We start from the raw sequence: 21,157 nt of genomic DNA, 5'->3' as shown, positions 1-21,157 counted from the left end.
ACCTCCTCATCATATTTATACTCATTATATCACCTTATAATATCTCATCTCTTTAAGATATTCACTTAAGATTACTCTTTTGAATTGCCTCTATCAATCGATTGTTCTCTGCTATCAATTCACTTGCTCTCTCTTCAGTCAAACCTTCAATCGTTGAGAAACATGTTAACAGATGGCTTTCAACTTTCTTTTGTAACATACGCCCTTCTTCAGTTAACTGCACGATCAATTGGCGTTTATCTTTCTCAGGACGTAATCTCATCACATACCCCTTATCTTCTAAACGTTTAAGTAGTGGCGTTAATGTATTGCTTGCAAGATCCAGCTCTTTTCCTAATTCATTTAAAGTTTGACTCGGCTTCTCCCATAAACTGACTAATGCTAAGTATTGTGTATAAGTCAGATTAAATGATTTTAATGACGATTTATAAAACTGATTAAACAATCTATTCACATTATAGTATGAAAAGCATAATTGTTTTGATAAATTATTCTCCTGAGTATTCATGTTTTTCTCCAATCGTTCACGATATTTTATTTTAGTAAGTATATCATTTGACCTCAAAGATTATAAAGTTTAATATTATATTTATCAATCGCGCACGATTAATAATTCAAGAAGGAGTTTTTAAAATGGATAAAGTATTATATGAAACTACAGTGATTAGTAAAGGTGGTCGCAACGGTAAAGTGTTCAGTGAAGATAACACTTTTTATTTAGATATCGAATCACCAAAAGAATTAGGTGGTAAAGGTACGACTGAGTCAAACCCTGAACAATTATTTGCAGCAGGTTATGCAGCATGCTTTAACAGTGCATTAACATTACTATTAAAAAAAGCTGGTCATACTGATATTGACCCTGAAGTAAGAGGTACTGCAAAGTTAGTTTCAGATGAATCTGATGGTGGCTTTAAGTTAGCTGCTGAATTAGAAGTCCGCATTGAAGGTTTAGATCAAGCGACTGCTGAATCATTCGTAGAAAAAGCACACAATTTCTGTCCTTACTCAAAAGCTTTAAAAGAAAGCATTAATATTGAATTATCAGTAACTACTGACTAATAGATGAAAGACGCCTACACTTACGTAGACGTCTTTTTTGTTACTTCACTAAATCTAAAAATGCTTCTGTTGTCATCGTTTGACCTATCACTGGAAATACATTATCTATTGGGAATTGATGTAAATCCGCTCTAGGTGCGCTCACCATATCTGTAATAAAGTATTGATTATATCTATACTAATATTCCTTTTTGTAAATCGATTAATACAAGTGCTGTTTTTTTAAAGTCTATCATCTTTTTCCGTTATTATTATTAGATTCGTATTTAAATTATTCCATTAATCTTTCAATAAATATGTAGTGAATTCTATCTGCAAATGTTTTAGGTTGAACGTTTTTTTCAATACAATGGTGTTCAAATACGTCTTTCGAAAATGAATTTAGCATAATATCTGTATGGAAATCTGCATCTTTTACAATATTCAATGCTTCAACTAAATTTAATAAAGCAGCTTTAAGTTGCGGATAGAAATGTAAGTCCATCATAACTTTACGCTTACTGCCTTCAGTTTTCATTTCCTCTAACTTCTCTCGATTATCACTTATAAATGTAACAAATGAATGAAGGATTTCCTTCACCTTTTCAGAATCTGATAACTGCGTTTGTTGAATCTGTTTAATCTCTACAAACATCTCCTCTATCGCTTCATCCATTAAAGCTTGGCAAATCTCTGCTTTACTACTGAAATGTCGATATAAAGTGCCCTGTCCAATACCACAATCCGTAGCAATTTGCTTCATCGCCACTTCACTGACGCTATTTGCACTAAATAAACGATTTGCTGTTTCTAGTATACGTTTTTTATTATGTATGGCATCACTTCGTTGCTTCATACGTCACCTCCAAAAATCATTTTATTGACAAATATTACTGATGTGATTATTATAAATGAGAATAGTGTCCGTTTACAAGCGAAAGGTTGACGACAATATTTATGCTCATTAATGGTATTATGATTCCAATTTCAGCTTACTTAACGTCTAAATATTCTACAAGACGATTATTCAATACAGCATTAATTTTATTTATGATTGAATCAAGGCATTGACTTTACCGAATTCACAAACGAAATAGTAAACACAACAATAAAAACCATAATGAAAAGACATGCCGGCTGGCATGTCTTTTCATATCTATATGCAAATAAGTCGTTAATTTTAATAAATTTAATAAATATATTAATTAATTGGAGAACCACCAGTTACACCATACACTTGACCTGTAATAAAGCTTGCATTATCACTCGCAAGTAACACGTATACATCAGCAAGTTCTACAGGTTGACCAGCACGTTGTAACGGTTCTTTCTTACCAAATTCAGGAATTTTCTCTTGCGGTTGTCCACCACAAATTTGAAGTGGTGTCCAAACTGGACCAGGTGCTACAGCGTTGACACGGATACCTTTAGGGCCAAGTTGTGCTGCTAATGCTTTCGTCAATGAAATATTACAGCTCTTCGTCATTGCATAGTCTAATAAATGTGGACTTGGTTTTACACCCTGGATAGAACTTGTCAAAATAATACTTGCACCAGGTTGTAAATATTTCAATGCAGCTTGAATTGAGAAGACACCAGAGAACACGTTCACTTCAAAAGTGTCACGTAATTGCGCTTCATCTAAGTTTTCAATATCATATTCATATTGCTGCATACCAGCGTTCAATACTAATATATCTAACCCACCAAGCGCTTCGTGAGCTTTATCTACCATATCTTTAGCAAATTGCTTATCACGAAGATCACCAGGAATTAATACACACTTCTGACCAGCTGCTTCGATAACTTGTTTAACCTCTTCAGCATCAGACTGTTCATCCGGATGATAGTTAACTGCAACATCTGCGCCCTCTTTAGCATAACTAATAGCAGCAGCACGACCTATACCAGAATCTCCGCCTGTAACTAGCGCTTTCTTACCAACTAACTTCTCAGCACCTTTATAACTCTCTTCACCACAATCAGGAACAGGTGTCATCTTACTTTGAATACCAGGATATTCCTGTGGCTGCTCTTCATATTTTTCGTTAAAATGCTTATTTAATGGATTGTTACTCATTTGTAATTCCTCCTTTAAAATTTATATTGTATATATACCCCGAATATGAGAAATTAATAGTTGAACTTATCTTATATATCTTACATAATATTTGAATTTCTATTTTATCTTTAACAAACATGTAAGCAGTTTTTTTACTTTCGTCATTTCAAAATACATTTAACCCAAGAATAATAGCTGGCTTTACGGTAATACTTAAAGTCTATTTACTGTTATTAAAGTTAGACTTATTTTATCTTTTATAATAGTGGCTGATTTTATTGTAAACTCAAAAAAGACAATCCAAAGATTGTCTTTCAATGGTTTTTACATTGTATTTAGCTTTTAATTTTTCAATTTTAAAAGCATAGTTAACTCCTACGAGCAGTAACCCAAATGTTATAACTAAACCCCAATCTCCTAAATACTTCTGTACTGGTCCAATAGAAAGTGAACCTAATATCATAAAGATTAACATCAACCACGAATACTTACTCATACTACTCTTATCAATTACATTTCTCATTTCATCTACATCTCCTTTAACAAGTTCGTCTAAAGAAACGTTGAATAGAACACTGAGTGCAATCAAATTATGTAGGTCAGGATAACTTCTCTCATTTTCCCAGTTTGATATTGTCTGATTTGAAACATAAATCTTCTCTGCCAAATCTGCTTGAGAATAATCCATTCCTTTTCTATATTTTCTTATTTGATTTCCAACATCCATATCCAACAGCTCCTTCCCATTCACCATAACTTGCCAAAGCTAATGCTCGCCATCTAATATCTTTATAATACAACAAAATAAGAACTATAAAATGATTTATAGTCCTTATTTCCCTGGGAATAGTTAATATGGAATGCCTATAAAATCTTTCTCCATATTTTGTCGATATAACTCCGGTATTGCTTCCCATTTTATAAAAGCCATTTTTTCTACATATTGACCTTTATGTTTTACTATTGCGTAATTTCTTCCTTCTGGAGGTTTCCCACCATAAAAATCTAAAACAGAAGTGTCCCCAAATGGTGAGTCTAATACAACAATATTTTTATATTGATCTGGATATTGTTTCTTTTTTCTAGTTGAATTATATTTCTTTCCATCGTTATAAGTAACTTCCTTGGGTAATACGGCATATCCTATTTTATACTCCATTAATGGATTGAATCTATCAACCATCGCATTTCTATCCTGATAAATATATAAAAAGAGGGTCAAAGTAATAATCGACAATCCAATGAATAGGAGAAGGTATTTATAAATATTCTTAAACCGTAAATCTTTATCAATTTTTTTAATCATCTCATCGTCTCCTTTTAAAAATGTGTCTAGAGATAAATCAAACGTTTCTGCTAATTTTATTATCATAGAAACATCAGGATAAGTTCGTCCTGTTTCCCAACTTGATATTGTTTTATCAGAAACATTTAATATATCTCCAAGGTCTTTTTGTGTTAAATTTTTTAATATACGATTTTCTTTTATCGCTTTATTGATTTCCATTTAGTTGTCCTCCTCGAAATCATTATTACTTTTACTATACACTGAAGCTACCTCTCAAATGTAGAAACCATAAAAATAAGCATTCTACGATGTGTAGAATGCTTATTTATTAACTATCTATCTATTAATTATCGCTTTAACTTAAAAATCTCCGATAACGGATTGTACTTCCCTTCGATCATATCCAGCAGTAGTTTGCTACCAAATGATGAGTAAACTGTTCCATTACCACCATATCCATATAATCCATATACTTCAGCATCTTCTTCTATCTTCCCGATAAATGGTTTCCCATCCTTCGTTTCACCAAATCTTGCACCGTAAGCATAAGCTACTTCTAATTCAATGTCCGGATACAGTTTATTAAATGCTTTAATTAAACGTTTGCCTTGCTTTTGAATATGTTTTTCGTTCGGTATCTTATCTGTCTTTTCATCCAGACCACCGATTAACACTCTATTTCCCGGGACATGTCTTATGTATAAGTATGGTCTTGCAGATTCCCAAATCATCGCTTTATCTTTCCAGAATTGATTTTCTTCAATCGGCTGCGTCACAACTGCATAACTCGCGACAAATTTTTCACGATGAATATAACGTTTCGTTATTTTATTTTTCGCATATCCTGTTGTCATGATTAATTTATCTGCAGTAATAATTCTATCTTTTATATGACAAAGAATTTGATCATTATTCTTCTCATATTTCACTAGTTCCGTATTTTCAAGGACATCTAAATGGAAGTTACTATGTGCGTATTTCACGACTTCATTTACAAATACATACGGATTTATTTCAGCATCTTCATGCGTAATAAGTGCATTATATTTTTTGATGCCATATGCTTCTTCAAGTTGCTCTGGATCGACGTAATCTACAGGGAAATCAAAGTGTTTCAACGCCTCGTATTCATCTTTAATGATTTTTTTATCACGCTTAGTAGAAGCGATAAATAGACTGTCACGTTTAATGAAATTTACGCGCGCGTCTAATAATTTCGAAATCGCTTCGATATCCTCCAGGCCTTCTTTACTTGCTTTATAAAAGTGATAGGCTTCAAGCGCTCCAAAGTCTTTTACACATTCATACAACAATTTATCACTCATATATTGCATTAACCCAGTGTTGGCTGCACTGCTCGCGCTCCCTATTTCACCTTTATCAATGAGTAATGTATGATGTCCTGCCTGTGCTACTCTAAAAGCTGTCAATGCTCCACTCATTCCACCACCAACAATCACTACATCATAATGCGATTCAGTTTCATCCAAATATTTTTTCTTTACGTAAGTTTCCGGCCAATATAATTTTCCGTTATGCATAACTAGCCCCCCGTTTTTAATTATATATATATTATTTTCATCATACCCATTTCAATTTTGAATAATCTTAAGTTATGGCATCGCCTAATTTTAATAAGCTTATCTATATGTAAAAGATAAATTTTATGTTTTATATAGTACAAATAACTTGTGTTGTAATTTTACATATACTATACTAGTAAAATGTATTTAGAAACCAACATTATTATTGTCTATAAATATCTTTTTTATTTTACTAATATAATTAAAAGGAGTAAACAAACATGTTCAAAGACTTTCAGGCTTTAAAGAAACATCCTGTCTTATTTTTATCGCTTATCGTTATTTTATTCTTGCCCATTATTTATAGTGCCGTATTTATCTACTCTATGTGGGATCCTTACGGTCAGACACAAGATCTTCCCATTGCAATCGTTAATAATGACGAAGGCGCTAAGATTCAAGGCAAAGAAGAGAATCTTGGGAACCGAGTAATCGAGAAACTCAAAGAAAATGATGATTTCAAATGGGAATTCATCGATTCAAAAAAAGCTAAAAATGGCATTGAAAAAGGAGATTACTTTGCTGTCATCGAGTTTCCTAAAAACTTCTCAGATGATGCTTCTACAATGCTCAATCCAAATCCTAAACATATGGAAATGCACGTTCAAACTAACCCAGGTTATAGCTATTCCGGACAAAGTATTGGTTACAAGAGTATTCAAGCGGTTAAAGATAACATTTCATTATCTTTACGTGAACTTTATTTAAAGAAAATATTTGGTTCAATTAAAGATATGCGTGGTCAATCTCAAGAGCTTTCTAGTGGTTTAAAGAAGATGGAAAAAGCTGAGCTTGATTTAGCAAATGGTTCTAAACAAGTTGATAGTGGTCTTGCTAAAACCCAAACTGCATTACCTCAATTACAAAATGAGCAGTTTAATCAACTCATCACCGGTTCAAGTCAAATCACTGATGGATTAAATAAACTCGCTGAAAATACAAATCAAATCACTAAAAATATCGATAAATCATTAAAGCAAACCGACAATTTATCTTTTAACAAAGATAATGCAATGACCATTAGTGATCCAGTCACTACAGTTGAACATAATGTCACAAAGGTAGAAAACTATGGACAAAGTTTCGCACCTTATGTACTAAGTTTAAGTCTATATGTCGGGGCCATAGCATTTGTTACAATTTATCCAGTCGATAAACGCGTAGGGGAATCAAAGAGCGCTGTTAACTGGTGGCTGAACAAACTTGGCTTAATGTTAATACACGGCTTGTTACAAGGTTTATTCTTATCTTTATTTACACAGTACGTAATAGATATTGAAATTGCCAATCGTGGATACTTCACACTTACTTTAATCGTTTGGTCTATTGCTGCAGTACTGATCGTATCATTTTTGGTAGCAGCATTCGGCAACATCGGAAAATTCCTGGCGATTATTTTATTAATCTTACAGCTTGGTTCAAGTGAAGGGACTTTCCCGATACAGTTAACTAATAAATTCTTCCAGACATTACACACATATTCACCGATGACTTATGTTATTAAAGCATTAAGAGAATCAATATTCGATTTTGAAGGCAATATTCCGATTAATACAGCTATCACAATTATCGCTATAATTGGAATCGTTGCTGGTTTCTTGCTTTACTTCGCTTATTTAGGCCGTTTAAATCTTAAAAATATACGACTAAATACGAGAGATTTAGATTAATAATGAAATAACGCCTCGGTTGCAATCGCAACCGAGGCATTTTTTACTGTTCATCAATTCGTTTAATATCTATATTTAACCCAAAGTTTTCTTCCAAAAGCTTACGATAATTATCTTTATTCACGGGAGTTGTTGTTTTTTCCCCGTGATCTGTTATTGTCATTTGACGATGCGTCATGGTTTTACGTCCATCAGGATTTGGCATTGTAATTAACAACTGCTTAACAAAAATAGATTCCGGATTGTATTGATTATATTCTATATTGTCTTTAAAATCCTGTAACTCCTGCGCATGAATACTTGCTTCATATTTCGTTTTGTATTCCCCGTCAACAAGCTTTTGTACGAAAATTTGATTGTTTATCTGAATGGCACGGAATGTTCCATTAATATCCGTAACAGTCTCAAAATGTTCGTGAGTACCAATTGGAATAGCTTTCATCGGTAAATCTCCGAATCCAACATCAGCAATATAGCTTATATGATCGATTTCTACGATAGTTGTCATATGGGAACCTTCACGACTTCTTCCTTTTGGTGTAACAATCGTTGCTGATGTATTAAAGGCAACGAAATCTTTTTTCTGCAAGTAATGTCTGAAGAATGTATTCATTTCATAACAGTAACCACCTCGATGATTTGAGATGATTTTATCGTAAAGTCCATCGAGTGTTAAATTGATTTCCTGTTTATTTTGAACGTTAATGTTCTCAAACGGAATTTTTAACATATATTTTGATATTAATTCATCGAGATACTCTGCTGTTATATTTTTATCTGCTTCTTTATTATGAAATTCTATATAGTTATCTATCTTTTCTTCTTGTTTATTTGATAAAGCTTCTTTATGTGTTGGTAATACAGCCATGTTTTTCTCCTTAATCTCTAATAATATAATATGAGCAAATTATATATGAGAGAAGTGTCCGTTTCAACTTTGTTGATTATATCAGTAAAGTATCGATTGTAATATTAAAAGTGTTGATTGCTTGATAAAAAGGTTGTTTTACAATACTATTTCAATACAATAAATAAAAAATATAGGAGATAAACCCATGAAAATTGTTGGCATTAGCGGAAATCCTTATCCAAATTCAACCAATTTAAAAGTACTCGAGAAAATTGGTAGCGAACTTACTATATTAGGTCATTCATTTGATGTCATTTATGAAGTAAAAGAATTACCGTTATTTAACCCTCAAACTGAGTTTCAGGAGCGCTATGAAATCGTTAATCAAATGAGAAATAAAATTAAAGCAGCTGATTTTTTGATCATTGTCAGCCCTGAATATATGGGGGGCGTTCCTGCTATTCTTAAAAATGCATTAGAATGGATGTTATCAGAAGCTACGCTCATGCAAAAACCAGTCGCATTTGTTATTCATTCACCTATTGGTAAGCATGCAGTTGAAGCACTGAATAGACACTTAAGTATTATGGGTGCAGAGCTGAAGGATGAATGGCAATTACTTATTAGTTACAATAAACGTCGTCAACGAGAAGATGGATGGTTCCAGGATGAAGCTATCAACGAACAGGTAAAGACTTTCATACAAAACATTAATAGTAAACCATAAAATCAGATTATTCACTCATAAAACAAGAGACCTTTTAATATCAATAAAAGGTCTCTTTTCAATATAAAAACATTAAAAATATAGGTAATAAAAATGAACTTAATATCGCTGAAAGTATCATTGCGACAGAACTAAATGCACCTGATTCGTTATCAATTTCTAAAGCTCTTGCAGTTCCAAAAGCATGAGATGCATTCCCGAAAGACATTCCTTTAGCGATACTTGATTGAAAGTTTGATTTCTCGAGGAGATAGGAACCTAAAATACTGCCAATTATCCCTGTCGCCAATATAAACAATATCGTAATGGTATCATCTCCACCAATTTGTTTAGAAATTTGCAATCCCACTGCTGCCGTAACTGATCGCGGAAGTAAAGTAGCGATATCTTCTTTAGCATATCCTAAGATTTTTAACGTACTAAATATAAGTAAAAAGTTAAGGATAATCGCTGAAAATACACTCAAAAAAATCGTCGGTGCATATTTTATTATTTTATCGGTATGTAAATACAAAGGATAAGCCAAACTCACTACTGTACAGCCTAATAAGTAGTTAATCCATTGCCCACCCAACATATACGTGTTATAGCTGATATGAAATAGTTGTAGAATCACGATTATACCAATACCTGCTATAATTGCGGGATTCAGTAAAGGCGAATGCCACTTTTTTTGTATCATCTTGGCGATGATAAAGAAAACTATTGTAATAATAATCATGCTAATTGTTTTAATGACTAACATCTTGTACACGACCTTTTATACGATTGATAGATTTCTCTGCAATATAACCTGATAAGTAGGCAACAGTGACAGTACCAAATGCGATCAATAAAAAGAAAATTACAAAGTTACTATCCATTTGGCCTATAATATTCTTTACTCCTACAATAGAAGGCAGAAAGAAGAATATCATTGTCGTCAAAAATAAATTGGCACCTGATTTAATCCAGGTTTCCTTTACCACGCCAGTCATAAGTAAGATGTAAAATAATACAAGACCGATAATACTACCTGCAATCGGTAGATGCAGAAATTGTTGCAGGAAGTTGCCCACACTCGTAATTAAAATAATCAATAGTAATTGAAATAGCGTAATCATGATTTTTTTCGCCATTCATTTCGCCCCCCAGCTATATTATTGTAATACAAAAAATCTATCGATAAAAATAGCAATTATCGATAGATTATATGAAAAAATTTCATGTATCATTGATTTAAATGAATCGTCATATAATCAATCCATTTTCTAGATACTTGATTTAAGTAAACGTTCTTTTTCCAGATTACACCGATTTCCCATGAAAGTATCTCTTTTTCAATCGGTACAATTGTTATTTTAGGGTTTTTATTGAGTGTCTTAGCAATATTTTCCGGTAATATCGTTACACCTATATTCGATGTAATTAAATACTCTATAATATTCCATTGCGTTATCTTAGCGATGACTTTCGGTACAAACCCCTGTTGTCTGCATACTGTCTGAATTAAATCATTGATATAGTAAGCTTCATCAAACATAATAAACGATTCTTCCTTTAAATCGTTTAATTTAATAACATTTTTACTGCATAACACGTGATTCTTTAATAAAACAATATAGAAATGTTCTTTATAAATCGGTAAGTAATCAAAATTATTTGTATCAACCGGAAGTGATGTTATACCAAGATCCAATTGATTACTCAATATTTTCTGCTCAATTGACTTTCCACCGCCCTGTGTCAGTTGATAAGTAATCTTCGGATATCTATCATGATAAGCTTGAAAAGTATTCATGAATTTATTAGCATCTGCAATCGTAGATAATCCAAAACGAATATGCCCGGTTTCATTACCGTCTTTTTGATGTAATTCATCCGGTAATTGATTGTATAACCGAATCAATTCTAAAGATTGATCATATAGTAACTTTCCTTCGTCTGTAAGTATAAGACGTCTGTTTTGACGAGTGAATAATGAAGTATTAAATTCCTTTTCTAAATCTCTAACCGCCTTACTCAATGTAGATTGTGACATATATAATTGATCAGCGGCCTCTGTCATGCTTTTGTGTTGTACAATCTCTACAAAGTATTTTAACTGCTTAATATCCATATGATCATCACCTTTTTTCAGCATACAATATAATATCTTCAGTTATTCTACCATTATTGCTCCGAATACTTGGGCATAACACTTTAATAAATACCGTCTATTACATTCAAGTATATATCATTATAGTCAATAAATTTATATATATATGAATAATTTCCCATTAAGATGGGTATTATAATAATATCAATAATATGGAGGGATTAAGTATGAGCAGCAAGCAATCTTATGATAAGTTATTTGAGTTAATCGAGAAGAACGATATTGCAATGTTAACAACAATCCACCAAGATAAATTAGTATCTAGACCGATGAGTTATCAAGATGTAGATGATAAAGGTAACATATGGTTCTTATCAACACTTACAGAAAAAACTGAAGAAATAAAAAAAGATAACCGTGTGAATTTAGCATTTACGAAAAAAGGTTATGTATCCATTGCAGGACATGCTGAAATTATAAATGATGATGCGAAGAAAAAAGAATACTGGAGTAAAGGTATCGAACTATTCTTAAGTACATCATATGATGATCCAAATGTAGTGCTTATTAAAGTTGTTCCAGATTCAGCTGAATACTGGGCAACAGATGATAAAGTTAAAACTGTTGTAGAAGGTATTAAATCATTAGTTTCTAACGATACTGGTAGCGATACTTCAATCAATAAATCTATAGAGTTATAAAATATAAAGAAAGTGGCCGAGTCATAAATTGGTCTCTATAATAATAAAAACACCAATTTTAGGGAATGTAAAATAGACTATGTGAGTAGCGTGCGTACACCTCTACTTCGCAGTTTATTTTACATTCCCTTCTATCACAAGATTTATAATTTAATTCATAATTAAAATTCATATCGTTTACCTGACTTGATCGTCGATATAACTTCAAAATTCTCATCTAGTATAACAATATCCGCATCTTTTCCCTCTTTAATTGAACCCTTACTATCATCTATCTTTAAAGCAACCGCCTGATTTAGACTTGTCACTCGCCAAAGTTCGCTTAAATCTTTCCCACTATATTCTAATAATTGCTTAAGACCATGATTCATCTTTAATACACTACCTGCAAGTGCGCCAGAACTTATTCTGGCTTCTCCATCTTTCACAGTTACTGCCTGGCCCCCTAAATCATAAACACCATCTGGTTTTCCTTTCGCTCTCATTGCATCTGTAATTAAATAAAATTTCTCATTACCTTTTGCTGTTATAGCAAGTTTTACACTTGCCGGATGTGCATGCAATCCATCTACTATTAATTCCGTATGAATATTATCATTAGTAAGCGCCATTCCTACTACACCAGGTTCACGGTGCTGGAAACCTGAACTGCCATTATAAAGATGTGTAATGTGTCGTGCACCGTTAGCTACTGCTTGTTCCGCCTGTTCATAAGTTGCAGCAGAATGCCCAATTGAGAATATAATCTCAGGGAAACTTTCAATCATTTCTTTTGCACCCTCTTTTTCAGGTGCAAATGTAATAATCTTTATTAAATCTCCTGACTGTTCCTGGAATGTTTTGAGTTGTTCTACATTTGGCTGCTGAACGTATTTAGGATTTTGTGCACCAATTTTCTCCTCAGAAATAAACGGACCTTCTAAATGTACTCCTAATATTTCTGCACCTTCATATTCATCATTGTGCACATTTTTTATATTTTGAAGTGCTTGAATAATATTGTCATTCGATTGTGTCATTGTTGTGGGAAGAAATGATGTTGTGCCCTCGCTCAGCAAAGATTTCGATAAATGCTTTAGTCCCTCAAATGATGCATCCATAGCATCTTCACCATATCCACCGTGAATATGAATATCTATAAATCCTGGCATTATATAAGCATCATGATAATCACATACACTGTCTTCTCCAGAATATAAACCCGTTTGAATGGCTTCTATCTTTTTATTATTAATAACAATATAACCATCAACTATACCTTCTTCAGTAAATATGTTTTTACTTTTAATCACGTAACGCATCAGATCATCTCTTTCTTGTTAGACTTTATAAGAAAATATCAGTAATATCTTATCCATCATTATTTTATCATTAATTTAAAATATCATCATTTTGTCCGTCTTAATGTTAAGATGAAACTACAATATCCTTTCAAGGAGGTTCACATGTTTAATCTTCGTTTCGACAACTCTTATTTAAAGTTATCTGATGACTTTTATGAAATTAGTCAGCCCGACAAACCCGCTCAACCTGAAGTTGTTATATTTAATACAAAATTAGCGGAGCAACTTAATATAGATGTATCCATTCAAGATCATCCTGAATATTTATCAGGAAAAGAGATACTGCCCGGAAGTCTACCTGCTGCACATGCATATGCCGGACATCAATTTGGTCATTTCACAATGCTTGGAGATGGACGTGCACATGTGCTTGGTGAACATTTGACAGAAGACAACAAGCGTTATGATATACAGTTAAAAGGTTCTGGTCGTACAATCTTTTCTCGTTCAGGCGATGGTCGCGCTGCTATTGGTCCGATGCTTAGAGAATATATTATTAGTGAAGCGATGTATCAATTAAATATTCCTACTACAAGAAGTCTTGCAGCGTCCCTCAGCGGAGACAATGTTTACCGTGAAACATCTTTACCAGGTGCTGTACTTGTTCGCATTGCTCAAAGTAATTTACGCGTCGGCACATTTGAATATGCAGTACGCACTGAGAATAAAAATAATATTAAACAATTAGCAGATTACGCAATATCACGTCATTATCCAGAAATAAAGCACAATCATAACCCATATCTTTCTTTACTTAACATAGTGATTGAAAAGCAAGCTTCTCTTATCGCACAATGGCAATCGATTGGATTTATCCATGGTGTAATGAACACAGATAATATGACGATTAGTGGTGAAACAATTGATTATGGTCCTTGTGCTTTTATGGATACGTATCATCCATCGACTGTATTTAGCTCAATCGATCAATATGGTAGGTATGCTTACGATAATCAGCCGAGTATCGCACTTTGGAACTTAACACGCTTTGCTGAAACGCTTATTCCATTAATTGATGATGATGATGCACTAGCAATACAATATGCAGAAACTGCACTTGGTACGTTTCAGGATTTATATGTTTCTCATTATATGAAACGCTTTGGTCAAAAGATTGGCATTGAGAACATTCAACAACAAGACTTCCAACTCGTGATTGATTTACTTGCATTATTAGAGAAATATGAACTCGACTTTACGAAGACTTTCAGAAGTTTAGCGACTCACACATTTAAAGAAGAAGTATACTTTAAACACGATGATGTACAAGCCTGGTATAAACGATGGGAAGATATTATTCAACAAGATGAAACAACCGATGCATTTAGTTTAATGCAATCCGTCAATCCTGCAGTAATCCCAAGAAATCATCTCGTAGAAGAAGCACTGAGTGATGCTACACTTGCTCAGGATTATACGAAGTTACATCAATTACTTGAAGCATTAAGTCATCCTTTTGATGATCATCATGACGCACAGTATTTAAGTCCAGCCCCTCCAACTGACAGAGTATATCAGACGTATTGCGGGACATAAAAAGCATAGTATAATATAACAAGAACATATTATAAGGAGACTTCATATGAATGCATTTGCTAAATTGAGCCTGGTTGGTTTAATTGTCGCCACAACATTCCCATTACATGAGACACATGCAGCTAACCATAAAAGTTGTTCTATTCATGTCAGTAATAATACAATATCTAAAATCAATGGTATACCTATAGCGAATAAACAATACTATATGTCTCGAAAATATAATCCAGGTGCCAATAAAATGATGATTAAGTGGTACAACAAGATGAAAGCAGATGCTAGAAAGCAAGGTATCAATCTTGAAATCGTTGGTCAAACTGGAGCATATGGCTATAGATCGTATGCAACACAGCAATATCTTTATAATAGTTATGTCGCATCTTACGGACAAGCTTATGCAAACCGTATTTCAGCAAGACCTGGTACAAGTGAACATCAATTGGGGCTTGCCATGGATATTAAAGATGGCACGAATTATGGTACATTATCGACATCATTTGAATATACTGCTGCGTCAAAATATCTTCAGAAAAATGCTCATAAATACGGATTTATCATCCGATATCTAAAAGGTAAAGAACAAATCACAGGATTTATGTATGAACCTTGGCATATTCGATATGTAGGACGTACACATGCAGCACGTATCAAATATAATAACGTAACATTAGAAGAGTATTTCGGTATTCAGGGGAAGAAACGTCTATCTTCCGGCAAACACACAGTACGTGGTGTGATTTGTAAATACTAATGTTCTGCTCTTACTTAATTATATATATACTAATTCTCTCATATTAAAAAAGTGAAATACGATTAAATATCGCATTTCACTTTTTGCAATAAATAACACATTCAAATCGACTGTTTCTTAATCCAGCTTCTCTAAAGGTATAACATTATCATAATCAATACCTTCTGCAATCCTTCTCTGATGTGAAATTGTATAAAGTTCTGATCTTAATTGAATTATCTCATCATCAGCTAACGGAGTTAAGTTAGAACCCGTTTGAAATAAATCAAAGACCTCAATATTTTCTTTAACCGCTTCTCTAATTTGAATAGTACCTATTTCAACCAACTGATAATCATTCGGTAATTCAGAGATAGGATGGGGTTGTTGGTGAATCTCTACTTGTAAAATAATCGTTTCACCTTTTAACGTTGTTCTAAATCTTACAAATTTACCCTCATTCGTTTTAAAGTAATGTAGATTGTAATACGTTTTCTCTTTAAACGTTGGCAGTATTGGTTGATTGAAGATAAATTTCTTCAAATCTTTATTGAATCCTTCAATCTTCATTAAATGTCTGAATAAATTAAGCTTAACACCTACGTTATCTTCATCATGAATTGCATTGCTATATTGTGCAATCTTGTATATTGAGTCGGCCTTAGTCCACGGAAAATAAGGAAATGTCACTAATACTAAATCGAAGGGATTAGACCCTTCGAAACGAATCGCCATACCTTTTAGTGGAACTAACTTTGTAATATGATTTTTAGTTGTTAAAGCATCCGATAATCTAACACGAGCATTGTGATACTGACCTAAAACCTTTTGTCCTTCAACATTCAGTTTAACTTCTCCAGAATAATTAAATCCTTTCGTATGCGCACGCTTACCACCTTTTGAAGTTTTCGCTAACCTTTCGATGGTCTGGATGATATAAAGTGCTTTATCTTTCATAAAATCTCCTCCTTTAGTTTTTAATTACCCTAAAAAAGAGGTCTTTACATCATTTGGTATTATATGTAAAATGCTGAAACAAATAAAATATACATATTTGATTCGTCTATCGTCTCAAATCATCAGATAAAATAATTTGATACAAAACATTATCCAATACCTATTAATAGATTTCATGAAATTTTCTTTCCAGTTCATAACCATCTCTCCTATGGTTAATATTTTTTATGTATGTATATATAAAAAGCGAAACCCGAAAATTTTTTTCGAATTTCGCTTAGCTATGGTAAATCGAAGGTTTACTTACTTATGCACCAGACCTTTTTAAATTAATAATTCCATCATAAATCTGAAAAGTACCTATGCCTATTACTGCATTGCCTATCCAGAATTGCTAGTATATCTGACTACTTTCTTTATGCGTCGGTATGTAAAAATAAACATGGCATTACAACAAAGCCACACATCGCAGTTAATAATACACCATCAGATGCTGAACAGATTTCTTTTGTCATCTCATCATAACAGTGTTCCCACTACAAAAACTAATAAAAAATAATCTCGTCAATAAAAACCGCCAGACCAGTCTCAAATATATAGCCAAATCAGTTTTATATCTTTTCAGATTTAACGCTTTTGAGCAATGTATTGCTCTCCTAACTTATCCTTAAATAATTATTCTGGCTTAAATACAACCTTAATATTATTATCACGCTTTTTATCGAAAACTTTATAAGCTTCATCCGCTTTTTCTAGTGGGAAAGTATGCGTGATAATTTCAGTTGGATCAAATACTTCATCTTTAATCATTTCATATAATTTAGGCATTAAGTGAATAACTGGTGCCTGCCCAGTAGTTAAACGAACATTCCTATTAAATATTAAATCAAGTGGAAAGTTATCAGCTGGTGTACCATAAATTCCTGTCAGTTGAATCGTACCAAATTTACGAACTGATTCTGCAGCAGTAATAATCGGACTAATTGTTCCTCTTTGTTGAGATTTTTTTGAAAGTTTTGGTTCTGGGCTTGATTGTGCGCCATCAAATCCAACACAATCGATAACCACATCTGCACCACCGCTTGTTTGTTCTTTTAATAACTTTCCTATTTCTTTTTCTTTATCAAAATTATAAACTTCCGCACCATTATATTTTTTGGCATGCTCTAGTCTATGTTCGACATTATCTATTGCTATAACACGATCAGCACCTTTTAGCTTTGCAAATTTTTGTGCCATTAATCCAATAGGACCACATCCTAATACAATAACAGTATCTCCTGCTTTCACACCTGCATGTTCAACACTCCAATATGCAGTAGGTACTACATCAGATAAAAATAATACTTGTTCATCTTTTAAATCACTATCCGGGACTACAAAAGAAGAAAAATCAGCATGAGGAACTCTTAAATATTCTGCTTGTCCACCCCAGAAATTGCCGTGCATCTTCCCAAAACCAAATAATGCACCGTTATCCATCTTCCAGTTGGCAGGTTCTTCATTAGATTGATCACATTGCGATTCCATTTGATTATTACAGTAGAAACAGTCACCACAACCTATATTAAACGGAATGACTACACGATCACCTTTTTTTAGTTTTTTAACGTCTTTACCGACTTCTTCAACAATTCCCATCGGTTCATGCCCGATAACAAAATCTTTATCCATAAACATATCGCCTTGATGATATAAATGTAAATCCGACCCACATATACCCGAAGCGGTAATCTTAATAATTGCATCAGTTGGCTCAATTATCTTTGGATCTGGAACTTTTTTCATTTTCATTTTCTTCTTACCTTGAAATGTTACTGCCTTCATATACAACACTCCCCTTTTATATTGTGTTACATACGAAATTAATACCCCGTACTTGGAGTAATAAACATCTACTAGCAGTGTTTGGAACCATCTCTACACTCCTTGCAGTGACATTCAGAAAACATAGTGAAAAACTGTTTTTTGTATATAAGCATCTGTTTATGTGCAATATTTTTAATTGTTTTGATTAACAAATCTCATCAAATGCTTACCTGTTAATGATTTTTCTTCATAAACAATTTCACTAGGCACGCCACTATATAGGACTTTACCTCCGGCTAATCCTGCACGAGGTCCAATGTCTATCATCCAATCTGCATAAGTCATCATCGTTAAATTATGTTCAATTACAATCACTGTATTATCTTCATCAATCAAATAATCAAAGATGCTTTTTAAGTTATCTATATCAGCTTCATGTAAACCCGTTGTAGGTTCGTCAAAGATAAATATCTTATCTGTCACACCTTCATTAATGTATCGGCTGAGTTTCACACGCTGACTTTCCCCACCCGATAAGGTATCTAATGACTGTCCTAAAGTCATATAGTCAAGCCCTGTACGCTTTACACTCTTCAACACTTGATTAACAATTGCTATCGGAAAGAAATCGATTGCTTCTTCTACAGAAAGCTCCAGCATGTCTGCAATAGAATACCCTTTAACTTTAGCATCAAGTACTTCTGGTCTATAACGTTTACCGTGGCATACTTCGCATTGCTGAACAAAGTCTGACATGAATGCTAGCTCCGTTTTTATGACACCTTTACCGTTACAATTTGGGCAAGCACCTTCAGAATTATAACTGAACATTCCTTTGTTAAGTCCTGTCTCTTTGCTATAGTATGCTCTAATATCATCAAAAACATCGAGATAAGTCAGTAAATTTGAACGATTTGTCGCATGTACAGGTTTTTGATCGATATAAATCACATCTTCTCTTGCGCGAAGTCCTGTTTGTATTAACGTACTCTTACCCGATCCTGCAACACCTGTTACAGCAGTTAACACATGTTTAGGGATATTTACTGATACATCTTTCAAGTTATTCTTCGTAATATTTTTTAGTTCTATATCTTCATTTGACACTCTTACTTCTGATTTAAAAGCATGTGGCTGAGATAGTGCCTTACCTGTCGGGCTACTACCTTTGAGCAATTCATTATATTTCCCGGTAAATATAATCTCTCCTCCATGCTTTCCACTTCCTGGCCCTATATCAACACAATAATCAGCAATCTTAATGACATCAGGATCATGCTCAACAACGAGTACGGTATTACCTTTATCACGAATCGAAAGCATGATTTGATTAATATTTTCTATATCTTCAGGGTGCAGACCAACACTTGGTTCATCAATAATATAAACCAAATCCGTAAGTGGACTATTTAAATGACGGATTAACTTGATTCTTTGAGACTCTCCCCCTGATAAAGTAGTCGTTTCTCGACTTAATGTCAAATAACCTAAGCCAATACGCTTTAAAGCTTCTAATTGTTTAACTAAAGGCTCAATAATATATTGTGCTTTATCATCATCAATCTTATTCAAGAACTTAATCTCATCATCTACCGTTAGTTCACAAAATTCAGCAATATTTAAACCATTGATTTTACAACTTAATATTTTGTCATTTAGACGCTTACCTTTACAATCCGGGCAAACCTGTTTTGTAACGATACGATTCACATCTTTAATAAATTTCTTCTTTTCATATGTATCGTTAATTAGAAACGACCTTCTGAATCGATAAATTAGTCCTTCATATTTAGCCGTCTTTGGCCAGTTTGATGGTGGATTTTTTAATTTTATAGGTTCTTGATATAAAAATGTATCCATTTCTTCTTTAGAATAATCTTTCAATTTCTTATCATTGTCAAATAATCCCGTATTTAAATAACGTCTACCACGCCATGTATTGGGCCCAAAAGAGGGGAACTTGATTGCATCTTCATTTAGTGAACGATCGAAATGTAATAATTCATTTAAATCAATATCTTCTACATAACCTAACCCATCACACGTTTTGCACATGCCATTCGTATTGTTAAAAGAAAAATCCATAGAATATCCTACAAATGGCTGTCCAATACGTGACCATAACAATCTCACACCAGAATAGATATCTGAAATTGTTCCTACCGTCGATCTTGAGTTTCCACCAATTCTATCTTGTCCAATGACCATTGATACAGGCAAATTCTCAATACGATCGACAACAGGTTTATCATAATGATTAAGCTGATTTTGTATATAAGTACTATACGTTTCATTTAATAGGCGCTCGCTCTCTGCAGCAATCGTATTAAATACTAGAGAAGACTTCCCAGAACCCGAGCGTCCTGTAAAAACAGTCAGTTTATGTTTCGGTATCTCAAGAGATATATCTTTTAAATTATTCTGTTTTGCTCCAATAATCTTAATCGGTTTCATCGACTCACTCCATAACAGTTTACCTATCATATACCCTAATTAATTGGAAGTATGACTTATGAATACCTGCTGTTTGTCCGAAGTGTATCGGGAAAATTAAGTTTCCAGCCCCGAAGAATAATCTAAATAACATTCATCTCTGCAAGACATACTCTAATAATCTGACATAGTTCCAGTACTTGCTTAGATAGTCTCCTATTATCCAAATATTGCGCACTTATTTCATGATTCGGATGAACTCTAAAAATTTGCAAAACAATACTCCTTAAATTTATTTACTTTATCATATCGTATTTACATAATTTTCATAAAAAAATAGCCCTATAAGG

20 protein-coding genes and 2 pseudogenes are annotated in these 21,157 nt (G+C 33.2%); 6 read left to right on the top strand and 16 right to left on the bottom strand.

From position 1 onward, the window contains the following. Nucleotides 1–61 precede the first annotated feature (61 nt). Nucleotides 62–508, bottom strand: a complete 447-nt coding sequence (locus JJJ02_RS10700) for a MarR family winged helix-turn-helix transcriptional regulator (protein WP_239242173.1) — start codon at nt 506–508, stop codon at nt 62–64. A gap of 125 nt (nt 509–633) precedes the next feature. On the opposite strand from JJJ02_RS10700, the gene JJJ02_RS10695 reads away from it, so the two are divergent. Then, nucleotides 634–1,062: an organic hydroperoxide resistance protein gene (locus tag JJJ02_RS10695; protein WP_239242174.1), complete on the top strand. Its 429-nt coding sequence runs from the start codon at nt 634–636 to the stop codon at nt 1,060–1,062. Between the two features lie 271 nt (nt 1,063–1,333). Here the strand turns inward: JJJ02_RS10695 and JJJ02_RS10690 are convergent, their stop codons facing one another. From JJJ02_RS10690 to JJJ02_RS10670, 5 genes are all read right to left on the bottom strand, one after another. Continuing rightward, entirely contained in the window at nt 1,334–1,897 is a 564-nt protein-coding gene (locus JJJ02_RS10690; RefSeq protein ID WP_239242175.1) for a TetR/AcrR family transcriptional regulator, read from the bottom strand. 345 nt (nt 1,898–2,242) lie between these two features. After that, the gene (locus JJJ02_RS10685) at nt 2,243–3,121 is read right to left on the bottom strand and encodes an SDR family oxidoreductase (protein ID WP_240838900.1); all 879 of its coding nucleotides are present in this window, start codon (nt 3,119–3,121) and stop codon (nt 2,243–2,245) included. Nucleotides 3,122–3,389: 268 nt separating this feature from the next. Then, nucleotides 3,390–3,830, bottom strand: coding sequence for a helix-turn-helix domain-containing protein (locus tag JJJ02_RS10680; RefSeq protein WP_240838898.1), 441 nt, complete (start codon nt 3,828–3,830; stop codon nt 3,390–3,392). 123 nt (nt 3,831–3,953) lie between these two features. After that, on the bottom strand, nt 3,954–4,610 hold the full coding sequence (locus tag JJJ02_RS10675; RefSeq protein WP_133446963.1) for a helix-turn-helix domain-containing protein: 657 nt from the start codon (nt 4,608–4,610) through the stop codon (nt 3,954–3,956). 128 nt (nt 4,611–4,738) lie between these two features. Then, nucleotides 4,739–5,932, bottom strand: coding sequence for an NAD(P)/FAD-dependent oxidoreductase (locus JJJ02_RS10670; RefSeq protein ID WP_240838896.1), 1,194 nt, complete (start codon nt 5,930–5,932; stop codon nt 4,739–4,741). Between the two features lie 263 nt (nt 5,933–6,195). Between JJJ02_RS10670 and JJJ02_RS10665 the strand changes: the two genes are divergently transcribed. Further along, a complete protein-coding gene (locus tag JJJ02_RS10665) occupies nt 6,196–7,644 on the top strand; it encodes a YhgE/Pip family protein (RefSeq protein WP_240838894.1) in 1,449 nt (482 codons plus the stop codon). Between the two features lie 43 nt (nt 7,645–7,687). On the opposite strand, the gene JJJ02_RS10660 is transcribed toward JJJ02_RS10665, so the two are convergent. Next, on the bottom strand, nt 7,688–8,512 hold the full coding sequence (locus JJJ02_RS10660; protein ID WP_240838892.1) for an arylamine N-acetyltransferase family protein: 825 nt from the start codon (nt 8,510–8,512) through the stop codon (nt 7,688–7,690). 187 nt (nt 8,513–8,699) lie between these two features. Between JJJ02_RS10660 and JJJ02_RS10655 the strand changes: the two genes are divergently transcribed. Then, the gene (locus JJJ02_RS10655) at nt 8,700–9,221 is read left to right on the top strand and encodes an NADPH-dependent FMN reductase (protein ID WP_111715983.1); all 522 of its coding nucleotides are present in this window, start codon (nt 8,700–8,702) and stop codon (nt 9,219–9,221) included. A 58-nt stretch (nt 9,222–9,279) separates the two neighbouring features. Here the strand turns inward: JJJ02_RS10655 and JJJ02_RS10650 are convergent, their stop codons facing one another. From JJJ02_RS10650 to JJJ02_RS10640, 3 genes are all read right to left on the bottom strand, one after another. Further along, complete coding sequence (locus JJJ02_RS10650) at nt 9,280–9,966, bottom strand: LrgB family protein (protein WP_111715981.1); 687 nt, start codon at nt 9,964–9,966, stop codon at nt 9,280–9,282. Then, complete coding sequence (locus tag JJJ02_RS10645; RefSeq protein WP_240838890.1) at nt 9,953–10,339, bottom strand: CidA/LrgA family protein; 387 nt, start codon at nt 10,337–10,339, stop codon at nt 9,953–9,955. Before JJJ02_RS10645 ends, JJJ02_RS10650 begins: the two co-directional genes overlap by 14 nt. 92 nt (nt 10,340–10,431) lie before the next feature. Continuing rightward, nucleotides 10,432–11,343, bottom strand: coding sequence for a LysR family transcriptional regulator (locus tag JJJ02_RS10640; protein WP_240838888.1), 912 nt, complete (start codon nt 11,341–11,343; stop codon nt 10,432–10,434). A 182-nt stretch (nt 11,344–11,525) separates the two neighbouring features. Here JJJ02_RS10640 and JJJ02_RS10635 point away from each other — a divergent pair, with 182 nt between their 5' ends. Continuing rightward, entirely contained in the window at nt 11,526–11,999 is a 474-nt protein-coding gene (locus tag JJJ02_RS10635; RefSeq protein ID WP_240838886.1) for a pyridoxamine 5'-phosphate oxidase family protein, read from the top strand. Nucleotides 12,000–12,160: 161 nt separating this feature from the next. On the opposite strand, the gene nagA is transcribed toward JJJ02_RS10635, so the two are convergent. Continuing rightward, nucleotides 12,161–13,303, bottom strand: coding sequence for an N-acetylglucosamine-6-phosphate deacetylase (gene nagA, locus JJJ02_RS10630; RefSeq protein WP_240839034.1), 1,143 nt, complete (start codon nt 13,301–13,303; stop codon nt 12,161–12,163). 141 nt (nt 13,304–13,444) lie between these two features. Between nagA and JJJ02_RS10625 the strand changes: the two genes are divergently transcribed. After that, nucleotides 13,445–14,878, top strand: coding sequence for a protein adenylyltransferase SelO (locus tag JJJ02_RS10625; RefSeq protein ID WP_240838884.1), 1,434 nt, complete (start codon nt 13,445–13,447; stop codon nt 14,876–14,878). Between the two features lie 46 nt (nt 14,879–14,924). Further along, on the top strand, nt 14,925–15,629 hold the full coding sequence (locus JJJ02_RS10620) for a M15 family metallopeptidase (protein WP_240838882.1): 705 nt from the start codon (nt 14,925–14,927) through the stop codon (nt 15,627–15,629). A gap of 117 nt (nt 15,630–15,746) precedes the next feature. Here the strand turns inward: JJJ02_RS10620 and JJJ02_RS10615 are convergent, their stop codons facing one another. From JJJ02_RS10615 to JJJ02_RS10595, 5 genes and pseudogenes are all read right to left on the bottom strand, one after another. Next, the gene (locus JJJ02_RS10615; protein ID WP_240838880.1) at nt 15,747–16,565 is read right to left on the bottom strand and encodes a catalase family protein; all 819 of its coding nucleotides are present in this window, start codon (nt 16,563–16,565) and stop codon (nt 15,747–15,749) included. Between the two features lie 675 nt (nt 16,566–17,240). Next, a complete protein-coding gene (locus tag JJJ02_RS10610) occupies nt 17,241–18,392 on the bottom strand; it encodes a zinc-dependent alcohol dehydrogenase (RefSeq protein ID WP_111715968.1) in 1,152 nt (383 codons plus the stop codon). A gap of 174 nt (nt 18,393–18,566) precedes the next feature. Continuing rightward, a complete protein-coding gene (locus JJJ02_RS10605) occupies nt 18,567–20,828 on the bottom strand; it encodes an ATP-binding cassette domain-containing protein (protein WP_240838878.1) in 2,262 nt (753 codons plus the stop codon). Between the two features lie 64 nt (nt 20,829–20,892). Then, nucleotides 20,893–20,961 (bottom strand): annotated as a pseudogene (locus JJJ02_RS10600) (branched-chain amino acid transport system II carrier protein); the annotation flags it as partial. Beyond that, nucleotides 20,954–21,082, bottom strand: a pseudogene (locus JJJ02_RS10595) (pyrimidine dimer DNA glycosylase/endonuclease V); the annotation flags it as partial. The pseudogenes JJJ02_RS10600 and JJJ02_RS10595, both read right to left, overlap by 8 nt. Nucleotides 21,083–21,157 lie beyond the last annotated feature (75 nt).

This window comes from Macrococcus sp. PK, assembly GCF_022501545.1.
Lineage (GTDB): Bacteria > Bacillota > Bacilli > Staphylococcales > Staphylococcaceae > Macrococcoides > Macrococcoides epidermidis.
The sequence above is the reverse complement of the archived record's forward strand: the minus strand, read 5'-3'. Positions and strand labels throughout refer to the sequence as shown.

Coding starts and splice junctions, on each gene's coding strand:
- JJJ02_RS10635 (WP_240838886.1), top strand. CDS start 11,526: ATGAGCAGCAAGCAATCTTATGATAAGTTATTTGAGTTAATCGAGAAG.
- JJJ02_RS10690 (WP_239242175.1), bottom strand. CDS start 1,897: ATGAAGCAACGAAGTGATGCCATACATAATAAAAAACGTATACTAGAA.
- JJJ02_RS10605 (WP_240838878.1), bottom strand. CDS start 20,828: ATGAAACCGATTAAGATTATTGGAGCAAAACAGAATAATTTAAAAGAT.
- JJJ02_RS10675 (WP_133446963.1), bottom strand. CDS start 4,610: ATGGAAATCAATAAAGCGATAAAAGAAAATCGTATATTAAAAAATTTA.
- JJJ02_RS10665 (WP_240838894.1), top strand. CDS start 6,196: ATGTTCAAAGACTTTCAGGCTTTAAAGAAACATCCTGTCTTATTTTTA.
- JJJ02_RS10645 (WP_240838890.1), bottom strand. CDS start 10,339: ATGGCGAAAAAAATCATGATTACGCTATTTCAATTACTATTGATTATT.
- JJJ02_RS10680 (WP_240838898.1), bottom strand. CDS start 3,830: ATGGATGTTGGAAATCAAATAAGAAAATATAGAAAAGGAATGGATTAT.
- JJJ02_RS10650 (WP_111715981.1), bottom strand. CDS start 9,966: ATGTTAGTCATTAAAACAATTAGCATGATTATTATTACAATAGTTTTC.
- JJJ02_RS10700 (WP_239242173.1), bottom strand. CDS start 508: ATGAATACTCAGGAGAATAATTTATCAAAACAATTATGCTTTTCATAC.
- JJJ02_RS10620 (WP_240838882.1), top strand. CDS start 14,925: ATGAATGCATTTGCTAAATTGAGCCTGGTTGGTTTAATTGTCGCCACA.
- JJJ02_RS10670 (WP_240838896.1), bottom strand. CDS start 5,932: ATGCATAACGGAAAATTATATTGGCCGGAAACTTACGTAAAGAAAAAA.
- JJJ02_RS10640 (WP_240838888.1), bottom strand. CDS start 11,343: ATGCTGAAAAAAGGTGATGATCATATGGATATTAAGCAGTTAAAATAC.
- JJJ02_RS10655 (WP_111715983.1), top strand. CDS start 8,700: ATGAAAATTGTTGGCATTAGCGGAAATCCTTATCCAAATTCAACCAAT.
- JJJ02_RS10695 (WP_239242174.1), top strand. CDS start 634: ATGGATAAAGTATTATATGAAACTACAGTGATTAGTAAAGGTGGTCGC.
- JJJ02_RS10610 (WP_111715968.1), bottom strand. CDS start 18,392: ATGAAGGCAGTAACATTTCAAGGTAAGAAGAAAATGAAAATGAAAAAA.
- JJJ02_RS10660 (WP_240838892.1), bottom strand. CDS start 8,512: ATGGCTGTATTACCAACACATAAAGAAGCTTTATCAAATAAACAAGAA.
- JJJ02_RS10625 (WP_240838884.1), top strand. CDS start 13,445: ATGTTTAATCTTCGTTTCGACAACTCTTATTTAAAGTTATCTGATGAC.
- JJJ02_RS10685 (WP_240838900.1), bottom strand. CDS start 3,121: ATGAGTAACAATCCATTAAATAAGCATTTTAACGAAAAATATGAAGAG.
- JJJ02_RS10615 (WP_240838880.1), bottom strand. CDS start 16,565: ATGAAAGATAAAGCACTTTATATCATCCAGACCATCGAAAGGTTAGCG.